Consider the following 16,071-nt stretch of genomic DNA (forward strand, 5'->3'; position numbering starts at 1 on the left):
GAAACGCTCCAACTCCCGAACAAAACTATTGTAGGCCGGACCGAAACCACGCCACGCCGGCTCACTGTCGTAATCGAACCTCGCCTTGGCCCGCATATCCGGCCAAATCGTCAACGTCATCGAATACCACGCACCACCATCGGGAGTGGCCATAACCCTCCTGAGTTCACTCAGAAGCCGAGATGTCCCGAGCGGCAACGAGCGCCGAACAGTTCCCGACGCCCCGCCCTCGATCCAGACATCGTCCTCCGCTTGGGGGCCGAGTGCGCGAGTGACCAACCGCAGTTCAGACCATTCGGTTCCATACTGTTCGACCAATCGGCCGCCGATCTCCGAAATCAACTCACCCTGACGAACCATCGGCGGCACATCATGATCTTCACCGTTACGCATCTCGAAACTCATCGCATTCGTCAGTCGTCGCCGGCGAGCACCGCGGCATTGGCTATCGCCCTGAGGCGTGCTTCCTCCATACGCGGACGGAACCAACTCGGCAACTTGTCCTCGGAACGAGGAAACCGTTCCAACTCCCGAACGAAGCTGTTGTAGGCCGGAGCGAAACCACGCCATGCCGGCTCACTGTCGTAGTCGAACCTCGCCTTGGCCCGCATATCCGGCCAAATCGTCAACGTCATCGAATACCACGCACCACCGTCGGGAGTGGCCATAACTCTCCTGAGTTCACTCAGAAGCCGAGATGTCCCGAGCGGCGGTGAGCGCCGAACAGTTCCCGACGACACGCCCTCGATCCAGACATCCTCCTCCGCCATCACACCTAGTGCGCGAGTGACCAACCGCAGTTCAGACCATTCGGTTCCATATTTTTCGACCAATTGGCCGCCGATCTCCGAAATTAGCTCACCCTGACGAACCATCGGTGGCACATCATGATCTTCACCGTTATGCATTCTCGAAACTCCTTCGAAGTACTTCTCCATCATTTATTCGATATTCGATCGCTATCTTACCGGGTTGCGGCCCACCTCCGGAGTAGTCCAGTTCGACATTGTATTCTATCCGAGCATTCGGATCCGACTTCAATATACTTCTGAACTCGGCCTCCAGCTGCCCCCAATCTCCACTCGCTCCGTTCAAGACCTTGTCCATGGGAATTAGATTCAACTTGTCACCCGGGCCGCCGAAGACATCCGCAATGAGATGGCCGCCGTGGTAGTCCTCTTTGTTAGGCCTCGGGAGGTTACCGACTTTGGCTTGATCATTTGCATTGCGGTAAATAGATGTCATTCAGGGGAGAGGTTCATGGTGATGCTTTGTCGCTGGCCGGTGGACGCCGGAGGCGACATCACCAACTTCCGGATCGGTCCCTGCGCGATGCGCGGTCGAGCGGGTGCAGGGGGTGCTGTCTCGACTCGATCGCTTCAATCCAGCGGCATCCTTGGAGCCGCAACGATCAATACGGCCCGTGGGTCGTTGACCGGGCGGCCCCTCGGGGTAGCGCGACGCTGTCCGCCACCACGAACCGAGGGCATGTTCGTTCTCGGTCGCGAGACGTAACGACGTCCCCCCCCCGAATCGGGCGGCCACACGCGGCACCCGGAGCGTCCTTTCGGAAGGCTGTCGGTTAGCGACAACGCGGTGGGCAGGTCACGATGTCACCTACTCGTGCAGCAGCCCCAAGTCGTTCAGGTGCAGCACTTTGGTGACAGCGCGGCCATCGGAATCCGCTGCGGATGTTTCGAGGCGAGACTCTTGCAGCTTCGTCGGCTCATCCACGCTCCAATCGTGCGCTGGTACACGAAAGCCATTGTCCGAAGCCGGGTTCAGGCGCAGCGCTGAGGTAAGTCGCCAGTCGTGCGAGGAGATGCCGTCCCCCCTTCGGACGGCATCTCCTCGCACGACTGGCGAGCTTCCACCTCACTACCTGCAACCCTCAGCCGTTCACCGGCTTCGATTTCGTTGGTCGGAACCGCTTCGGAGCGGTATGAACTATCATGATATCTGTGTGATCTGTCTACATGGTACGTGTGAGCGGAATCAGAATAGTATGAGTTCTCTGTGATGTCGATGTGCGAACTCAGGGAGGGTGGGAGAGATCGTTGAGGGTGACTCGCCTAGGGTTCGGTCTGTGGTGACTGGCGATCTGCAGCAGCGCTTCGGTCGGATCGTGGCTGTGCGCCGTGGGGAGCTTGGGCTGTCGCGGCCCGACGTGCGTGTTGCCGGGGGGCCTTCCGTCGCGACCTTGGCGAGGGTTGAGAACCCGCGAACCGACACGGCTCCACCGAGCCCTGCGACCTTGCGACTACTCGATATCGGCCTGCGATGGGCTGAGGGCAGCGCGGCGAGGGCCCTTCACGGCGGGGAGCCGATGGCGTTGCGGGAGCCGGTCCCGGTCGAGGATGCTCACGAGAAGCTGCCGCCAAGTGTTCCCGAACGTGATCCATTGAGTTTTCGTCTGGTGGAGCTGGACATAGATGTCGTGGACGCGCTGATCGCCGCCGCGAATCGCTGCTTCCAGCTCTGCGACCGTACCGATCTTCCCGAGGCGGCTCGAGGGTTGGCGCGTGCTGTGAAGGATGAGCTCGGTGCCGCGGTCGGTCGGCTCGCGGCCGCACAGGCAACCGAGGTACTCGAGCGAGCGGGCGGGCCGGGAAACCAAGTGCCGAAGAACATCGAAAGACTCATCGGAGCGCTCTTGGCGATACCGCCGACGGCCACGGGGATCGAGCGAGAGAACCAGCAGTACCGCCGGTGGTTGGCAAGCAGCGCAACGGATCTGGATTCCGATCTCACCGATCGCTTCACCAGACGATGGCGGTCTAAGCTGGACCGGATCAGGCTGATTGAGGGAGATACTCGTTGAGCGCACGCAGCGGAGTCGTACCGTTGGACGAACGCGTGAACCTACTGTTCGCCACCATCATCGACAACAACGGGGTAGAAGTCAGCGCGGCGACTGTGGCGCAGGCCCTCTCCGCATCATTGGGCCGCCCGGTCGCGGCGGCGGAGATCGAGGCTCTGCGACGGTTCGGCGCGAAGCGATCGAGGAGTGATCTGCTCGACGGGCTGGCCAGATACTTCGACATGCCGGAAGGCTTCCTCTCCGACGACCCTGACCGGTACTACAGCTCGTTTCGGCAACTGAGTCTGCTGATCGTGCAGCGCGACAAGAAGATTCCGTACGTCGCGCTGCGCTCCAGCGCGGATTACGTAGGCGACGACGCCTTACAAGAGTTGCAGAACTACCTTGAATCCCTCGACTGACGACGTGGACGAGGACCGTGTTGTCGCGGAGCGGGCTCTCGCTCAGCTGAGGTTACGGCGTCCCTGGTCGATGCAGCGTTTTGTGGAGGAACTGAGCCTGCGGCGAGACCGGCCGATCGAGATCGTCGACGGACTGGGCGAGTTCGAGAGCATCGGCTACTCCGGTATCTGGATTCCGCTCCCCGAGAAGGATCTCATACGCCACCGATCGGGCTTCACCCAGATCGAGCGCGACGGGATCGTCGCGCACGAACTGGGACATATCATCCTCGGGCACGAGGTTCCGCTCGCCGAGCGTATCCAGTATTTCGAGCGGACCGCGCCCTCGATCCCGACTGTCGTCATCAAGCGCCTCATGGACCAGCAGGCATGTCTGCGCTCGAACTTCGATCTACCCCTGGAGCGCCAAGCCGAGTGGTTCGCGACGCTACTGATGGAGGCCGCGGCCTCGCTCAGCCGCCCACTGTTCCCGGACCGAGAACTCAGCCCGAGGCAACGCCTCATGCTCGAAAGAGCAGCCGCGATTTTCGGATGGTCGGCGTGAAGATCGTAATCGGCGCGATCATCCCCGCGCTGCTTCTCCCACTATCGATTCAGCGCATCCGAAGCAGCCGCCCGGGCAGCGGCGCACCCACCGGGATCACCAACCCGCTGACTCAGCTCCTGCTCTTGCTCGGACTCGCGAAACTGTGCCGGGTCCCGGTGATCACCGACGATGTCGTGAACCCGGTGCTGCGCGACCTGACCGGGATCGCGAACATCATGTCCCTGGCGGGGATGACTTTCGGTGCGCTCGCGGCGATCCCGGTCTTCGGTTTCAGCTCGTACATCACCGGCCGCAACCTCGCGCTACGCGTACAGGTCGGGATCGCCCTCGTGATCGCCACGGCCATGATAACGACATTCCTGCGCACACCGATGGCGCACACTCCAACGTCGTACATGAGCAATGACTTCCCGGTGACAGGACCCGTGATGGCGTACTGGCTCGCATACCTGACACCGCTGGCAAGTGCACTCCTCGTCGGCTGTACATACATTATCCGCGAACTACTCTGGGTCCGAACGGGATCGTTCGCGCGCGCACTGGCCGCTATTGCCCTGAGCGAAGTGCTGGGCGTGGTCTACTGCGCTTTCAAGATCTACAATCTTTACCTGCAGCGCACAGGAACCATCAATTTCTGGCATCGGAATGCCGAACCGATATCGATCGCACTCGGGCTGACGGCACTGGTCGCCGCAGGATTATCCGCCGGCGTCTACGCCATCCACGTCCTTCGGGACCGGTTCTACCGCTATCGACTACTGAGGCGCTTCGGCGACAGATGGCTGTCGGTCCGAACCGCGAATCCCAATGTGGTACTGGACAAATCCGATCGGTTCCGTCCGACCCGCCGCATGTGCTGGTCCGCGTCACGGTCGGGAGCGACCGCGTATCGGCTGCAGATCGAACTGGCCGATCACATGCATCAAGCCGAAGGTAGAGGCACTGTCGCCGGCCCCGCGGTCGTCTGACCGCGGGGGCGTTGTACGGGTGGATGCGCGGTCACAAGGGGCGTCCCGAATGTGCTGGATCGATTCAGGTGAGCGCGCCGCGCAGAGCTTCGGCCCAATGTTCCCAGCGCGGATCGGGCCCCCCGGTGTCGTCACCGATCATATTGGTACACGTATAGCCCACGGCCACAACGGATTCGGGATGCGCGAGGCCGATCCGACCGCCGGTACCGACTTGGCCGAAGGCTCCATCACCGAGAATTTCAACGGGCCGGGTGATTTCGTATCCGTGGGCGAAATAGTTACCGCGAGGCAAAATGTCGAGTGGCGCCGGATGAGTCAGTCCCTCGGTTTGCGGCTGCCGCGCCCTTTCGACCGCCGCCGGACTCAGCAGCCGAACCCCGTCGATCTCGCCGATCGTCGCCGCGAACATTCGAGCCACCGAACGAGCATTCCCGATTCCGTTACCGAACGGCAACTCCGCCGCATGTCCGTCGCGAGTGTTGAGTAGCGTGAGCCCCTCGTCCCGAGCGGCGAGCGTGCCCAGCATCGCCCGCACCAGCCGATCGTCGACGTCGACGCCCATCCGGGTCAGTACCGCCGCTATGTCCGTGACGCCGGGCAGGTGACGGCGGGTGAACTGCGGGATGACCCGGTACTCCTGATCCTCCGGCAAACCGATCCACAGACTCAACCCCAGCGGATCGGCCACCTCGGTGGCGAGGAACTCGCCGACGCTCTTGCCGCCGACACGACGGATCAGCTCACCGGCCAGATAACCCCAGGTGAGAGAATGGTAGTAGAAGGCGGTCCCCGCCGGCCACAGCGGTGTCATCGACTCCAACGCCGACACGCACCTCGACCAGTCGGTCAATTCGTGAACGCCGATACCGAAATCGGCATCGAAACCGGCCAGTCCACCGCGATGGGCCAGCACATCGGCGACAGTGGTGTCGGCCTTGCCGCCTGTCGCGAATTCTGGCCAGTAGTCCCGAACGGGTGCGTCGAGGTCGAGCAGGCCGCGGTCGGCGAGGATGTGCACGCAGGTCGCGGTGATTCCCTTCGACACCGACATCAGCACCGTCAATGACTCGCCATCCCAGACTTTCCCGGATTCCGGGTCCTCTCCGGTCCACAGATCCACCACGACGCGTCCCCGGTGATAAACACACAGTTGCGCGGCTCCTTCGTCGCCGGCATGGGCATTCGCGAAACCGACCCGAACGCTCTCGAACCCGCGCTCGACAAAACCTTCCACCAATGTCACAAGTCTCCTCGGCCAGATCCAGCGCGTCCGCCTTCGAGCAAAACCCTTACGCGCTCAAACAATACGTCGACCCGACATCGGCCGAAACAGTCACCTGCGCGGTGTCGGGGATTGTGAAGTGGATGCTTTCGTGTCGGAGGGGCTGGTTGGGCTGGTCAGCCGGGTTGCAGTCGGTCCAGTGCGGTGACTGCGAGGCTGATCCAGGGCAGGCAACCCGCTGCCACAGCCGGCCGGAACCCACCTCCTCGACATTCACGAGGCGCGACTGCTGTCCACCGGGCTGTCACAGGGGTTCGCGCCGGCGCTGTGGCGGGGTCTGCGCGCGCCGGTCAGCATCCGACGTCGTCGCCGCGCAGTTATCGGTGTATGGGTCGACGACGGTCGAGCGGGGTCCGCTCGACCCAAGGCTTCGGTGGCGGCGGTGAGATCGTGGGCAGTGCGGTACCAAGCTCACCGAAGCAATCTTTCAGCAACAAGCTCTTCGCGACACAGATTTCCCGATCGGGCGCGATGATTGACTGCCCGACTGGCATGGATATAGTGAGGCGGCGCTCGCCGGTGGATCATCTCGAAGATGGGGATTCCGAAGCGCATATGCACGAATGGCAGCGATTCGGACATTCCCTCCGCCAACTTCTTCCGGCCCGGCGAGGGTGCCACAGCAATCTCCACATATCTCCCATGGGGCCGGCTACTGCCGGTACCCGTCTCGAACACTGCCCCGACAAACGGTTTCAACGACATGGAAAGTGAGGAAGTCAGCGTGCGAGGGTTCTTCTCGAGGTCTTGTCACGACCGATTTATGCCTCGGCTTTCGGCCGCGGCGCGGTCGATGGGCAAGTCGTTGTCCGTGGCGCTGGCCATGCCGTTGGCAGCGGCGGTCATGACAGCAGTGATTCCAGCGGGCCCTGCCGCCGCAATCGGACCGAGTTCCGGATCGGGAGCGGGGGCCGGGTCGCTGTACATTGCCCAAAACGGGAACGGCACAGTCGTTTCGATACCGAGTTCGGGCGGCACGCCCGCCAATATCGCCACCGGACTGATAGCTCCCTATGGCGTGGCGGTCGATAACAACACCGTTTACGTCACGGAATTCGGCAACGGCACAGTGGTATCCGTACCCGTGGGCGGCGGCACACCCACAACCGTGGCCACCGGACTGGTCGGGCCCAGCGGTATCGCCGTGTCGGGTAGCACGCTCTATGTCACCGAAAGCAACGGCGCCGTAGTCTCGATTCCTGTCACCGGAGGTGCACCCACGACCCTGGCCACCGGCCTCAGCAACCCGCAAGGCATCGCCGTATCGGGCAACACCCTCTACATCACCGAGAACCTGGCCGCCGGGGTCGTGGTATCACTGCCGGTGACCGGCGGCACCCCCACGCCACTGGCCATCACCGGACTGGTCAACCCGAACGGCATCGCCACGTCCGGCACGACCCTCTACATCACCGAGAGCGTCGGTCCGGTGGTGTCGGTGCCGACCACCGGCGGCGCACCCACCACTCTCGCGACGCTGAACGTCCCCGTCGGCATCGCCCTGTCGAACAGCACTCTCTACGTCACCCAGAGCATCGGCACGGTCGTATCGCTTCCCGCGACAGGCGGCGCACCCACCACGCTGGCCACCGGCCTGAACAACCCGGCCGGTATCGCTGTGCAACAATCGGGCCTCTGCTTCGGCTCGGTGTGCTTGCCGAGCGGTAGCTAGCTTCCCTCTCCGAGCATCATCGATGCGCCCATAGTTGTTCGTGTGAGCAGCCCTTGAACGATGAGCCCGTTGGCGGGTGATCAGGGCGAACCAGGTTTCGACCATGTTCATCCAGACGCGCCTTTGGGGGTGAAAGTGGAATGCGACATGCGGGTTTTCGTCCAGCCATGCCCGCACCTCCGGTGTGGTGTGAGTGGACAGATTGTCCAGCACGACGTGAATGTCTCTGCCTGCTTGCGGTTTCACCGCTTGTTTCAGGAAGGTCAGGAACTCGGCGTCTCGCGGGTGGGGCGGCAGTCGCCGAACACCTCGCCGGTGCCGACGGTGAGTGCCGCGAACAGGTTCGTGGTGCCGTGGCGCACGTGATCTTCCTGAGAGGTGAGGACGAGGATGTATGACGAGGCCGCTTCTTTCGAAGTGGACGAAGAGGACAATTTCGAGTACGTGGCCAAGACGCTTCAGGATGAGGATGAGGAGGAGCGGCTGTCGACGCTCTGGACCTTGGTGCATCTTCCGCTCAGCGACGAGCGGATAGTTCCCTATCTACAGGAAGCGATGAACGACACTGCCGTAGCGATTCTGGAGTTGCCGTACGTGTACGGAGAACTGCGTTGGCTGGCCGCGCAAGCGCTGTTTCGGGAATACTGCGCGTTGGGAATAAATGCGACAGTCGAGTTGCGCGGTGTACCCAAACCGTTGGACTCCAGCGAAATGGGTGAGTTCCTGCGGGACGACAGTCTTCTAGACTATCTGGTCCACCTGGACATGGTGGACAACTATAGAGAACTGCGTGATCTGGGCAAGATCCCGATCGTAGATCTGGTACTGAGTGGCTAGCCTGTATTCTGGAGACCGATGGTCGTCGTACGGTCGGATGAGGTCGCCGCGGGTCCATTCGGTACGGGGTCGGTGGGCGCAGCACACGTTCAGATGTGAAAGAAGTTGTGCTGCCTCGATTGGTACCCCTTTGTCGACTTGGGTGGAGCACGGCGCGGGCGCCTGCTGGGGCTCGGTGTCGGGATTGCGAACCGGTCGATCGTGGGATCGGGCGGTCGCGGGGCGGGTTGACGACCAAGTTCCACCTGCGAGCACAAATCGCACCACCACATCGCCGCCGATCTTCCAAACTCGGCAAGCGTCGGAGCATTCTTGCCGCGCGCTCGTTACTGGCCATACAGCTGCGGAAGTCCGATCAGCAACACATCCGAGTCCTGATTTGCCCGTTGACGCAGGGCGTCACTGAATCCCGCCGCGCTGAAGCAGGCCAGGCGGCAGCTCGAAGTGTCGAACGCGCTCCCGGCCAACACTTCACGCGCGCGTGCGAGTCGATCCAGGTGACCGATGCCCATGGTGACACCCCATTTTGCCTCGCCGATCATCAGCATGCCTGCGCTACGCCCGCCGTCGCCCGGCCGGGTAACGGCAACATCGATCTGAATCTGCTTGCGAGCGTGCGGGTCGGTGACAACTCCGCAGCCGACTTCGCCGAAGACCGCGTCCGAACCGAGCGATTCGACACCGGCGCCGAGCATGTATTCACGGCATATCGCCTCGAAGTGCGGACCCACGACCTGCGCGGCGAACCGCTCTGTCGACCGGGACCAAACCTGCTGTGCCTGACCACTTTCGAGTCGCGCCCACGCCGGACGCATGACGGCCTCGTAAAAGTTGATCAATGGTTCGGTGATCCGGTAGACGGACTTTCCGGCCCGGAACACGTCCTGCTCGCGCACCAACAGGTGGCAGTCCTCCAGCACGGTGAGCGGGTGTGAGATGTCCACGGCCTTGCGGCCGATGTAGCCGGCGATCCCACCGCGGGTGTTGTTGCCTTGCGCTACTGCGGCAAGTACAGAGTGATACAGCGCGGTGTCGCGGATCTCGGCCTCCTCGGCCAACAGGTAGCGAGCCTCCCGAAACAGCGGGCTCAGCGGCGACAACACCGTGCGTGACACCCACGAATCGAAGTCGTCCACCGACGCGGGAACGTCGTCGGCAAGAAATTGTCGCCGGTAGGCGGGAGTCCCTCCGAGCACCGCATGCAGTTGCGCCGCGAGCGGTGGGTCCGCCTCCACACCCCAGAAAGATGCGGCGTCGCGATACCCGAACGGGCGGACCACCAGCTCGAGCTGGGCCCGGCCACGTAGCGGTGCGTTGCTGGCCAGCAAACCGCCCATGACCGACATCGCGGAACCGCAGAGCAGCAATCGGATCCCGCACGGCTCCGTCTGATACCGGTCGATCTCTCGTTGCAGCAACGACGGGAGTTCTGGGACCGCCTTGACCAGATATGGGAACTCATCGATCACCACCAGCAGCGGCTCGTCCGCTCGTCCGCGTGCGGCCGAGCCGAACAGGTAGGTGATCGCGTGGTCCCAGTTTTGGAACGAAATGGGTACCTCGGACTCGGTGAATTCGGCAACCGCAGCCCCGAACTGCCGCAGCGACTCCCCGCCTGTGGCCGTTGTCGCGCCGAAGTAGAAACCACCCAAACTCTCGACTAGCGCGCGTAGCAGATACGTCTTACCCATCCGCCGCCGACCGCTGACGATGCCGAGCTGTGCCGTCTTGGCCGGTCGCGAAGCGAACGAGACCAGGCCGTCCCATTCCTGCACCCGGCCGAACAAATGATCAGGCTTCGGTGTCGCCATCACCTTCCCCAAAAGATTAGGAGTACACTCCTTAGGAGTATACTCCTATGTTGCAGTGACTGCCCTCAAGGTGGTGAGGTGTCGCCTACTAAAGCGGACCCGGATTTTCTTGCCGATGAACCGACCGCGGAGGTTCACTGGAGACAACGAGTCGCCATATCGTCGGCTCCTGTGCAGGAGAGCCGTTTTCATCTCACGTCACCATCGGCGGCTGCCCGATGCCTACTCTCGCTTCGGGACAGGCACCGTGCAGGTCACCGCCACCACGGTCGGCGGCCCCAGCAACGGCGGTGTCGATGGCTTCGAGGAATCGCAGGAATTCCTGGTGGCGGTGGCGTGGGTACTGTTCGGCGATCACCGACCCCGATGCCGGGTCCAAGGCGGCGAACAGGGTCGAGGTGCCGTGACGGATGTAGTCGTGGGTCATCCGGGCCGGAGTGGTAGGCATGACCGGCAGGATCGGCGCCGTCCGGTCCAGGGCCTGGATCTGCGACTTCTCGTCCACACACAACACGAGCGCGTTCTCCGGCGGGTTCATGTACACACCGACCATGTCGCCGACCTTGCTCACGAACTCCGCATCGGTCGACAGTTTCCAGGTTTGCTGCACCCCATGAGGTTCGAGTCCGAACGCCCACCGGATTTGTGACACCGCGGACTGGCTCGACCCGACGAATCGGCCATCGAGCAGGTCGACCAGTGCGTATCTCCCTGCGGTGGAGCCGATTCCGAGGTCGCGACGATCACTTTTGTCGATCTGCTCGTCGGTGATCACGCATGGTCTACCCGGCCTCGGGTCATCGGCAAGTCCGGCGATGCGGTCGCGTTCTAACCGAACTCGCCACTTGCGCACCGTTTCTCGCGATACACCAGATCGGGGCGTCATTGATGTCCGCGACCGGCTTCACCTCGTCCGGAGTGAAGATCCACGCGCACCAGGTGAGTGCCGCCCTGCGCATCATCAACGACCCGGTTCCTTCCCAGGTCCGGATATAGGTGATGTCGCCAACGAGTTTCGTCGCCTGAGCGGTGGCGGCGATCGACCTGCTGCGCAGGATCAAGCCACGTCGAACGCGGCTGGCGGGACATGAAACAGGTCCTCGATCTGCGGCCGGTCCATCACCGGCTCGAGGAACGCATCCGCGCCCACGTCGTGCTCTGTCGGCTGGCGTTGTTGATGATCCGAATCATCGAAACCAGCACCGGCACAACCTGGTTCACCACACGTCGCGAGCTGGACCGGTTGCATGTCGGCACGTTCAACCGGCCCGGCCGGCACCTTCCGGCGGGCGACCGAGCCGACCAAGGCCCACCGCGACCTGTTCGCCAAGCTCGATGGCCCGGTTCCGAAGCAGATCGTCGAACTGACCCCGGCGCCCTGACCAGCGGGAATCCGCGCGCCTAGAGACGCGGTCTCTCGAAGTGTTTCTCTATGTCTGGGCAGGTCAGAGCGCAAATCGGGGCTCTATCCAAACTGAATTATGCGGAACCCAGGTCGGATTGCTGTCAAACCGCGATCATGACCGGGGTGACCTGAACTCCTGTGTGCGAACGAATTTCATGGTGGCGGTTCGAGGACATCGGCGACAAAGACTTCATCCGGCTCGGCATCGAGGAGAGCATGCGTGTTTTCGCTCGTGCCCTGGTGTCGGTCGAAACTCTCGAAGCCGCACAGGAGTTCTGCCGACCGTCAAGTGGCAGGTCCCTGCGGGCTCGCTGCCGTCGCCGGTGTCTCCGGAAAGAATCTACCCGCGCCGAAAGAATCACCCCATCGATGAGGATCCGCACACCCACGTTCTCGACGTGCGACGAGAATGCTGCCTATTGTTCGTCTATCGGATCGTCGGCGATTCGATACGTTCGACCTGTCGCGGTCACCTGCTGCCCTGTGGGATGATGTCGAGTGGGCGGCGACGAAGCGGTGTCGTCCCGGTTGGGGATGACCGCGGAGACGCTGTGGAAGTGGGTGCGTCAGGCCGCGGTCGACAAGGGCGACTAGGAATCTCACAACTCGGCGGACAGAACCTCGGGACAGCCCATCATCGGGGTAATTTAGTGCTCTTGGCGGCAGATCTGCGCACCGTATGTTGGCTCATGACGGTGGATCCGACTCTCCACAAGCGTGTGTCGCCGCGCGCTCAAACCGGGATGGTTCGACGAGGCCGCAGCGGCGTGCGGTCGCGGAACGCTTCTATCGCGGCCGCGACTTCGAAGGGTGTTGTCGCGTTGGCGATGGCGTCGCGGTAGAGGACTCTGTTCGCGACGGCGTCGAGATCGAACCCCCAGACCATCGACATCAGCGGAGAGATGAACAGTTCGGCGCCTTTCGCGCGGGTGCGGGCCAGCGAATGGTGATCGCCGTATTCACCGCGGGCGGCGTCGGTGATCGAGGCGCAGACGATGCTCTCGCGACCGGGACTGTGTTGCTGGACCCAGTCGACGGCCTCGAGCCATGCATCGGTACAAGAGATGCCGGGAAGTAGGGCGAACACACCGTGATATGACCCGAGTTTGGCGAGGGCAGCGACGTTTTCGAGGAAGTGTGCGTGGCAGACGCCGTGGAATGCGTCCACACCGAATCCGACACAGACCGCGAGTTTGACTGGTAGATCGAGCGCGTGGACCGCCAGAAGACTGGTGATGTCTTCGACCGGTGTACCGAGCCCGGCCTCGTCACCGGTCATGAGCAGGTCGGTGCCGCCGTCCACCAGAACCACGGCGTCCAAGCGCAGTTCGCGGGCCAGCCATGCGTAGGCGGCTCGGATGTCGGCGGGCCCGCCCTTGCGGATCAGGAAGATCCGATCGGGGTAGGCGTGGTCTCGTAGCCAGACCGCGAGATGCTTTTCCGGGAAGTAGGATATCGGACCACTGGTTTCGGCATCGATTTCGAAGAGCCCCGCGGCCACCGGTTGCGCATCGATGCGGGTGACAGGCGTGAAGGTGAGATTTGCCAGGAAGGCCGTTGTGTGACGTTCGTGCAGCGCGAAGGCCAACGGCAAACCACTGAGCAGGTCGAACCCGCCACCGGCACCGGCAATCAACACTCGCTCGCAGTTTCGCAGACGATGCAGCAGCGGTGTGTCCAAGAGGGTGAGAGCAGCCATCTAACGAAGTATGCTGCACACTCGTCGACCGAGTTACTACTCGCCGTTCGTGAGACGGCACCGCCACCCTCTCCTGGCACGAGCCGCAGGGCGTAAGCGGCCGGTTGCGTCCGGCAGAGTGTGTACGACCGACGCCGGCAAAGTGAAGCCCTGGGCGACAGGTGTTGTCGAAGATGACAATCCTGACCGGGCCGTACAGCAGCCCCGTAGGGCATTTCATGCCGCCATCTGTTGATTCAGGAACTCGGTGTGAACCTGTAGCGGCGCCTCTGAGGTGCCCGGCGGCAACCGTGCTCGCACCTTCGGGATCACTTCAGCGAACGTCGGCGCCGCGGCGCCGGGGGGTGACGAGATCGGTGGGCGAGATATCCATCTGCGCCGGCAACAGTCGAGCGGCGGCCACGGTTTCCGCCGACAGCACGGGAGGATTGGACGTCGTCACTGCCCAGCCTCCTCGAACAGTCGCAGACCCTCCGCGCACAGGACATCGAGCGCCGCGGGCGGATAAACCAGCAGAAGATGATGCGTGCGGTGCCCGATCAGCAGGACGCGCACACCGAGCGGTAGACGCGACCGCCGCCGCAGGCGGACCGGGATGCGGAAGAACTGGTCGGCGGTCATCGCAACCTGCCCGTTCTGTGCCGGGCGAATCGACAGCACACCCGGTTGTGGAATTGTCAACTCGAGGCCCAATCCGGGCTGCCAATCCAACGCGGTGAAGACGTTTCGGTCGACGATCCGGCCCGCTTCCTCGAGGGTGGACATTCCGTACACGATCGCCTCGTTCGGGGGACGGACCACGCGGTTCGTGACTTGCGGTCCTGAAACAAGTTCCTGCAACGGCGACTGCGGCGGGATGACCGGCGCGATCACCGCGGATCGCTTCCGTCAGCAAACATCCGGACACATGTCGCGGAGAAGGGAATCGGCAAACAAGCCAAGCGTCGTACCTGGTCAGGCGGTATTTTCATGGGGTTCCTTCGTGTGTTCGAGTGCGCTCGCACACACGGCACGCCGATACAACAAAGCTGTTGCGGATCTGTGCGCGAGAGGGGACTTGAACCCCTACGTCCGTGGACACCAGAACCTAAATCTGGCGCGTCTGCCAATTTCGCCACTCGCGCTTGATGGTACGACCGTCCAAACTCTACCGGGCTTGACCGTGATCGCGAAGCTCATGTGGCGAGTGTCGTACTGGTCGGTAACCCGACCTGGGATTATAACGATTTCATAACACTCAACATGAGGGGCGCTCATGTTTCGTACGCGTTGGTAACCGAGTGGACCAGCGGGTTCAAACATGAGGGAGGGTCATGTTTCTGATGGTTCTGGTACATGCGTACTTGAATACCGAGCGGTAGAGGGCGCGCCGGAGGGCAAACGTGAGGATTTCCTCATGATTGTGTGGAATCCTCGCCCACATAACGCCTAGAGGTTGCGGAGTAGTGCGAACCGGAGGGAGCGACGTGCCGGACGGGGCAGGTCGCCGAGAGAGAAAGTCGATAGCGTCTTGACGATCAACGAGAGCACCGAGACCGGGACCGTAGCGAGCGCCAAGGTCACCGCCCAGCGGGACGGTGTGCGGACGCCGCTGTTGGATCGTCTGCTGAGCGGAGTGCCCTACGCGCTGGCGTTCGGGGGACAGGGTGCGCAGTGGTTGGGCGAGCTGGAGGAGATCGGGCGCGACAGCGCGCTCGAGCCGGAGCTGACGGCGCTCGTGAACGAAGCCGCCGCGCTGCTGGAACCCGTTGCGCCGCAACTGCTCGTGGTCCGGCCCGTCGGATTCGATCCCATCGGATGGATGTTGGAGGCCGAACTCGCCGACCCGGATGCGGGGGAGAGTTCCGCGGCTCCGTCGGAGACCGTGCTCCGCAGCGCCGCGGTTTCTATGCCGGGTGTGCTGCTCGCGCAGCTGGCGGCGCTGCGGGCGCTGCGGTTGCAGGGGCTCGACCCGGCCGAGCACCCGCCGGTGGCGGTGGTCGGGCATTCGCAGGGCGTGCTGGCCACGGAGGCGGTGGCGGCCGGTGGTTCGCGCGACGCGGAACTGTTGGCCATCGCTCAGTTGGTCGGTGCGGCGGGCAGTTTGGTGGCGCGTCGGCGCGGGCTGATGCCGGTGGGCGAGCGTTCCTCGATGGTCGCGGTGTCCAATGTGGACCCCGAGCGGTTGCGCGCGGTGCTGGACGAGGTGTCCGAAGGCGTGGATCCCAATGCGGCGGCGGTGATCTCGATCCGTAACGGCCGTCGGCGGGTGGTGCTGTCGGGTACGCCCGCGGAGTTGGATCGGGTGCGTAGACGCTGCGCCGAAATCCATGACGAGCAGAGCCGTGCGCGCGAAGCCAAGCAGTTCGGCGGTGCCGTCTTCGCGCCGGTCTTCGAGGATCTGCTGGTCGACGTCGCGTTCCACCACCCGGCTCTGGCCGAGACCGTCGATCTGGTGAGCGGCTGGGCCGGACAGTGCGGACTCGACCGTGAACTGGCCGCGAGGATGGCTCGAGAGATTCTGGTCGATCCGATCGATTGGGTCGAGATCGTCGAGGGTGTGGTCGGTTCTGGTGTGCGGTGGATTCTGGATCTCGGTCCGGGGGATTTGTTGTCTCGTGTGACGGGTGGTTCGTTGCGGGGGAC

Annotated in this window: 15 protein-coding genes, 1 tRNA gene and 3 pseudogenes; 8 read left to right on the forward strand and 11 right to left on the reverse strand. The window is 62.9% G+C overall.

The annotated features are described in order from the left end of the window. From APZ21_RS15425 to APZ21_RS36330, 3 genes are all read right to left on the reverse strand, one after another. Window positions 1-405: hypothetical protein (locus APZ21_RS15425; protein ID WP_239476646.1), on the reverse strand; the 405-nt coding region annotated here is incomplete at its 3' end. 8 nt (window positions 406-413) lie between these two features. After that, window positions 414-941 (reverse strand): hypothetical protein, encoded by a 528-nt coding sequence (locus tag APZ21_RS34050; RefSeq protein WP_054814012.1) that lies wholly within the window; start codon window positions 939-941, stop codon window positions 414-416. Continuing rightward, on the reverse strand, window positions 901-1,245 hold the full coding sequence (locus APZ21_RS36330) for a DNA/RNA non-specific endonuclease (RefSeq protein ID WP_082393139.1): 345 nt from the start codon (window positions 1,243-1,245) through the stop codon (window positions 901-903). The genes APZ21_RS34050 and APZ21_RS36330 overlap by 41 nt, the downstream gene beginning before the upstream one ends. A gap of 1,081 nt (window positions 1,246-2,326) precedes the next feature. Between APZ21_RS36330 and APZ21_RS34055 the strand changes: the two genes are divergently transcribed. The 4 genes from APZ21_RS34055 (at window position 2,327) to APZ21_RS15455 (ending at window position 4,737) form a co-directional block, all read left to right on the forward strand. After that, a complete protein-coding gene (locus tag APZ21_RS34055; RefSeq protein ID WP_156371095.1) occupies window positions 2,327-2,821 on the forward strand; it encodes a hypothetical protein in 495 nt (164 codons plus the stop codon). Beyond that, on the forward strand, window positions 2,818-3,222 hold the full coding sequence (locus APZ21_RS15445; protein ID WP_156371096.1) for a hypothetical protein: 405 nt from the start codon (window positions 2,818-2,820) through the stop codon (window positions 3,220-3,222). Before APZ21_RS34055 ends, APZ21_RS15445 begins: the two co-directional genes overlap by 4 nt. A 70-nt stretch (window positions 3,223-3,292) precedes the next feature. Beyond that, window positions 3,293-3,766 (forward strand): ImmA/IrrE family metallo-endopeptidase, encoded by a 474-nt coding sequence (locus tag APZ21_RS15450; protein WP_156371097.1) that lies wholly within the window; start codon window positions 3,293-3,295, stop codon window positions 3,764-3,766. Then, the gene (locus APZ21_RS15455) at window positions 3,754-4,737 is read left to right on the forward strand and encodes a hypothetical protein (protein ID WP_054814017.1); all 984 of its coding nucleotides are present in this window, start codon (window positions 3,754-3,756) and stop codon (window positions 4,735-4,737) included. The genes APZ21_RS15450 and APZ21_RS15455 overlap by 13 nt, the downstream gene beginning before the upstream one ends. A 64-nt stretch (window positions 4,738-4,801) precedes the next feature. Here APZ21_RS15455 and APZ21_RS15460 read toward each other — a convergent pair whose 3' ends face one another. Continuing rightward, window positions 4,802-5,983: a serine hydrolase domain-containing protein gene (locus APZ21_RS15460; RefSeq protein WP_307589723.1), complete on the reverse strand. Its 1,182-nt coding sequence runs from the start codon at window positions 5,981-5,983 to the stop codon at window positions 4,802-4,804. Window positions 5,984-6,557: 574 nt separating this feature from the next. On the opposite strand from APZ21_RS15460, the gene APZ21_RS35590 reads away from it, so the two are divergent. Beyond that, window positions 6,558-7,694, forward strand: a complete 1,137-nt coding sequence (locus APZ21_RS35590; protein WP_239476647.1) for an NHL repeat-containing protein — start codon at window positions 6,558-6,560, stop codon at window positions 7,692-7,694. 114 nt (window positions 7,695-7,808) lie between these two features. Here the strand turns inward: APZ21_RS35590 and APZ21_RS36335 are convergent. Beyond that, window positions 7,809-7,940: pseudogene (locus APZ21_RS36335) on the reverse strand (hypothetical protein); the annotation flags it as partial. 144 nt (window positions 7,941-8,084) lie between these two features. Here APZ21_RS36335 and APZ21_RS34060 point away from each other — a divergent pair. Continuing rightward, window positions 8,085-8,531, forward strand: a complete 447-nt coding sequence (locus APZ21_RS34060; RefSeq protein ID WP_162240343.1) for a hypothetical protein — start codon at window positions 8,085-8,087, stop codon at window positions 8,529-8,531. Window positions 8,532-8,857: 326 nt separating this feature from the next. Here the strand turns inward: APZ21_RS34060 and APZ21_RS15480 are convergent, their stop codons facing one another. Continuing rightward, the gene (locus tag APZ21_RS15480; protein ID WP_054814021.1) at window positions 8,858-10,342 is read right to left on the reverse strand and encodes an AAA family ATPase; all 1,485 of its coding nucleotides are present in this window, start codon (window positions 10,340-10,342) and stop codon (window positions 8,858-8,860) included. A gap of 193 nt (window positions 10,343-10,535) precedes the next feature. After that, complete coding sequence (locus tag APZ21_RS15485; protein WP_156371099.1) at window positions 10,536-11,228, reverse strand: IS630 family transposase; 693 nt, start codon at window positions 11,226-11,228, stop codon at window positions 10,536-10,538. A 180-nt stretch (window positions 11,229-11,408) separates the two neighbouring features. On the opposite strand from APZ21_RS15485, the pseudogene APZ21_RS36340 reads away from it, so the two are divergent. After that, window positions 11,409-11,724: pseudogene (locus APZ21_RS36340) on the forward strand (IS1634 family transposase); the annotation flags it as partial. Window positions 11,725-12,480: 756 nt separating this feature from the next. Here the strand turns inward: APZ21_RS36340 and APZ21_RS15495 are convergent. From APZ21_RS15495 to APZ21_RS15505, 4 genes are all read right to left on the reverse strand, one after another. Then, window positions 12,481-13,446, reverse strand: a complete 966-nt coding sequence (locus tag APZ21_RS15495) for a DUF1152 domain-containing protein (protein WP_054814024.1) — start codon at window positions 13,444-13,446, stop codon at window positions 12,481-12,483. A 313-nt stretch (window positions 13,447-13,759) separates the two neighbouring features. Then, window positions 13,760-13,888 (reverse strand): hypothetical protein, encoded by a 129-nt coding sequence (locus APZ21_RS36010; RefSeq protein WP_275426210.1) that lies wholly within the window; start codon window positions 13,886-13,888, stop codon window positions 13,760-13,762. Next, window positions 13,885-14,211, reverse strand: coding sequence for an AbrB/MazE/SpoVT family DNA-binding domain-containing protein (locus APZ21_RS15500; protein WP_156371100.1), 327 nt, complete (start codon window positions 14,209-14,211; stop codon window positions 13,885-13,887). The genes APZ21_RS36010 and APZ21_RS15500 overlap by 4 nt, the downstream gene beginning before the upstream one ends. Window positions 14,212-14,488: 277 nt before the next feature. Next, window positions 14,489-14,570, reverse strand: a tRNA-Leu gene (locus APZ21_RS15505). Window positions 14,571-14,956: 386 nt separating this feature from the next. Between APZ21_RS15505 and APZ21_RS15510 the strand changes: the two are divergent. Next, window positions 14,957-16,071: pseudogene (locus tag APZ21_RS15510) on the forward strand (ACP S-malonyltransferase); the annotation flags it as partial.

The organism is Nocardia arizonensis (assembly GCF_001310275.1).
GTDB classification, from domain to species: Bacteria; Actinomycetota; Actinomycetes; order Mycobacteriales; family Mycobacteriaceae; genus Nocardia; species Nocardia arizonensis.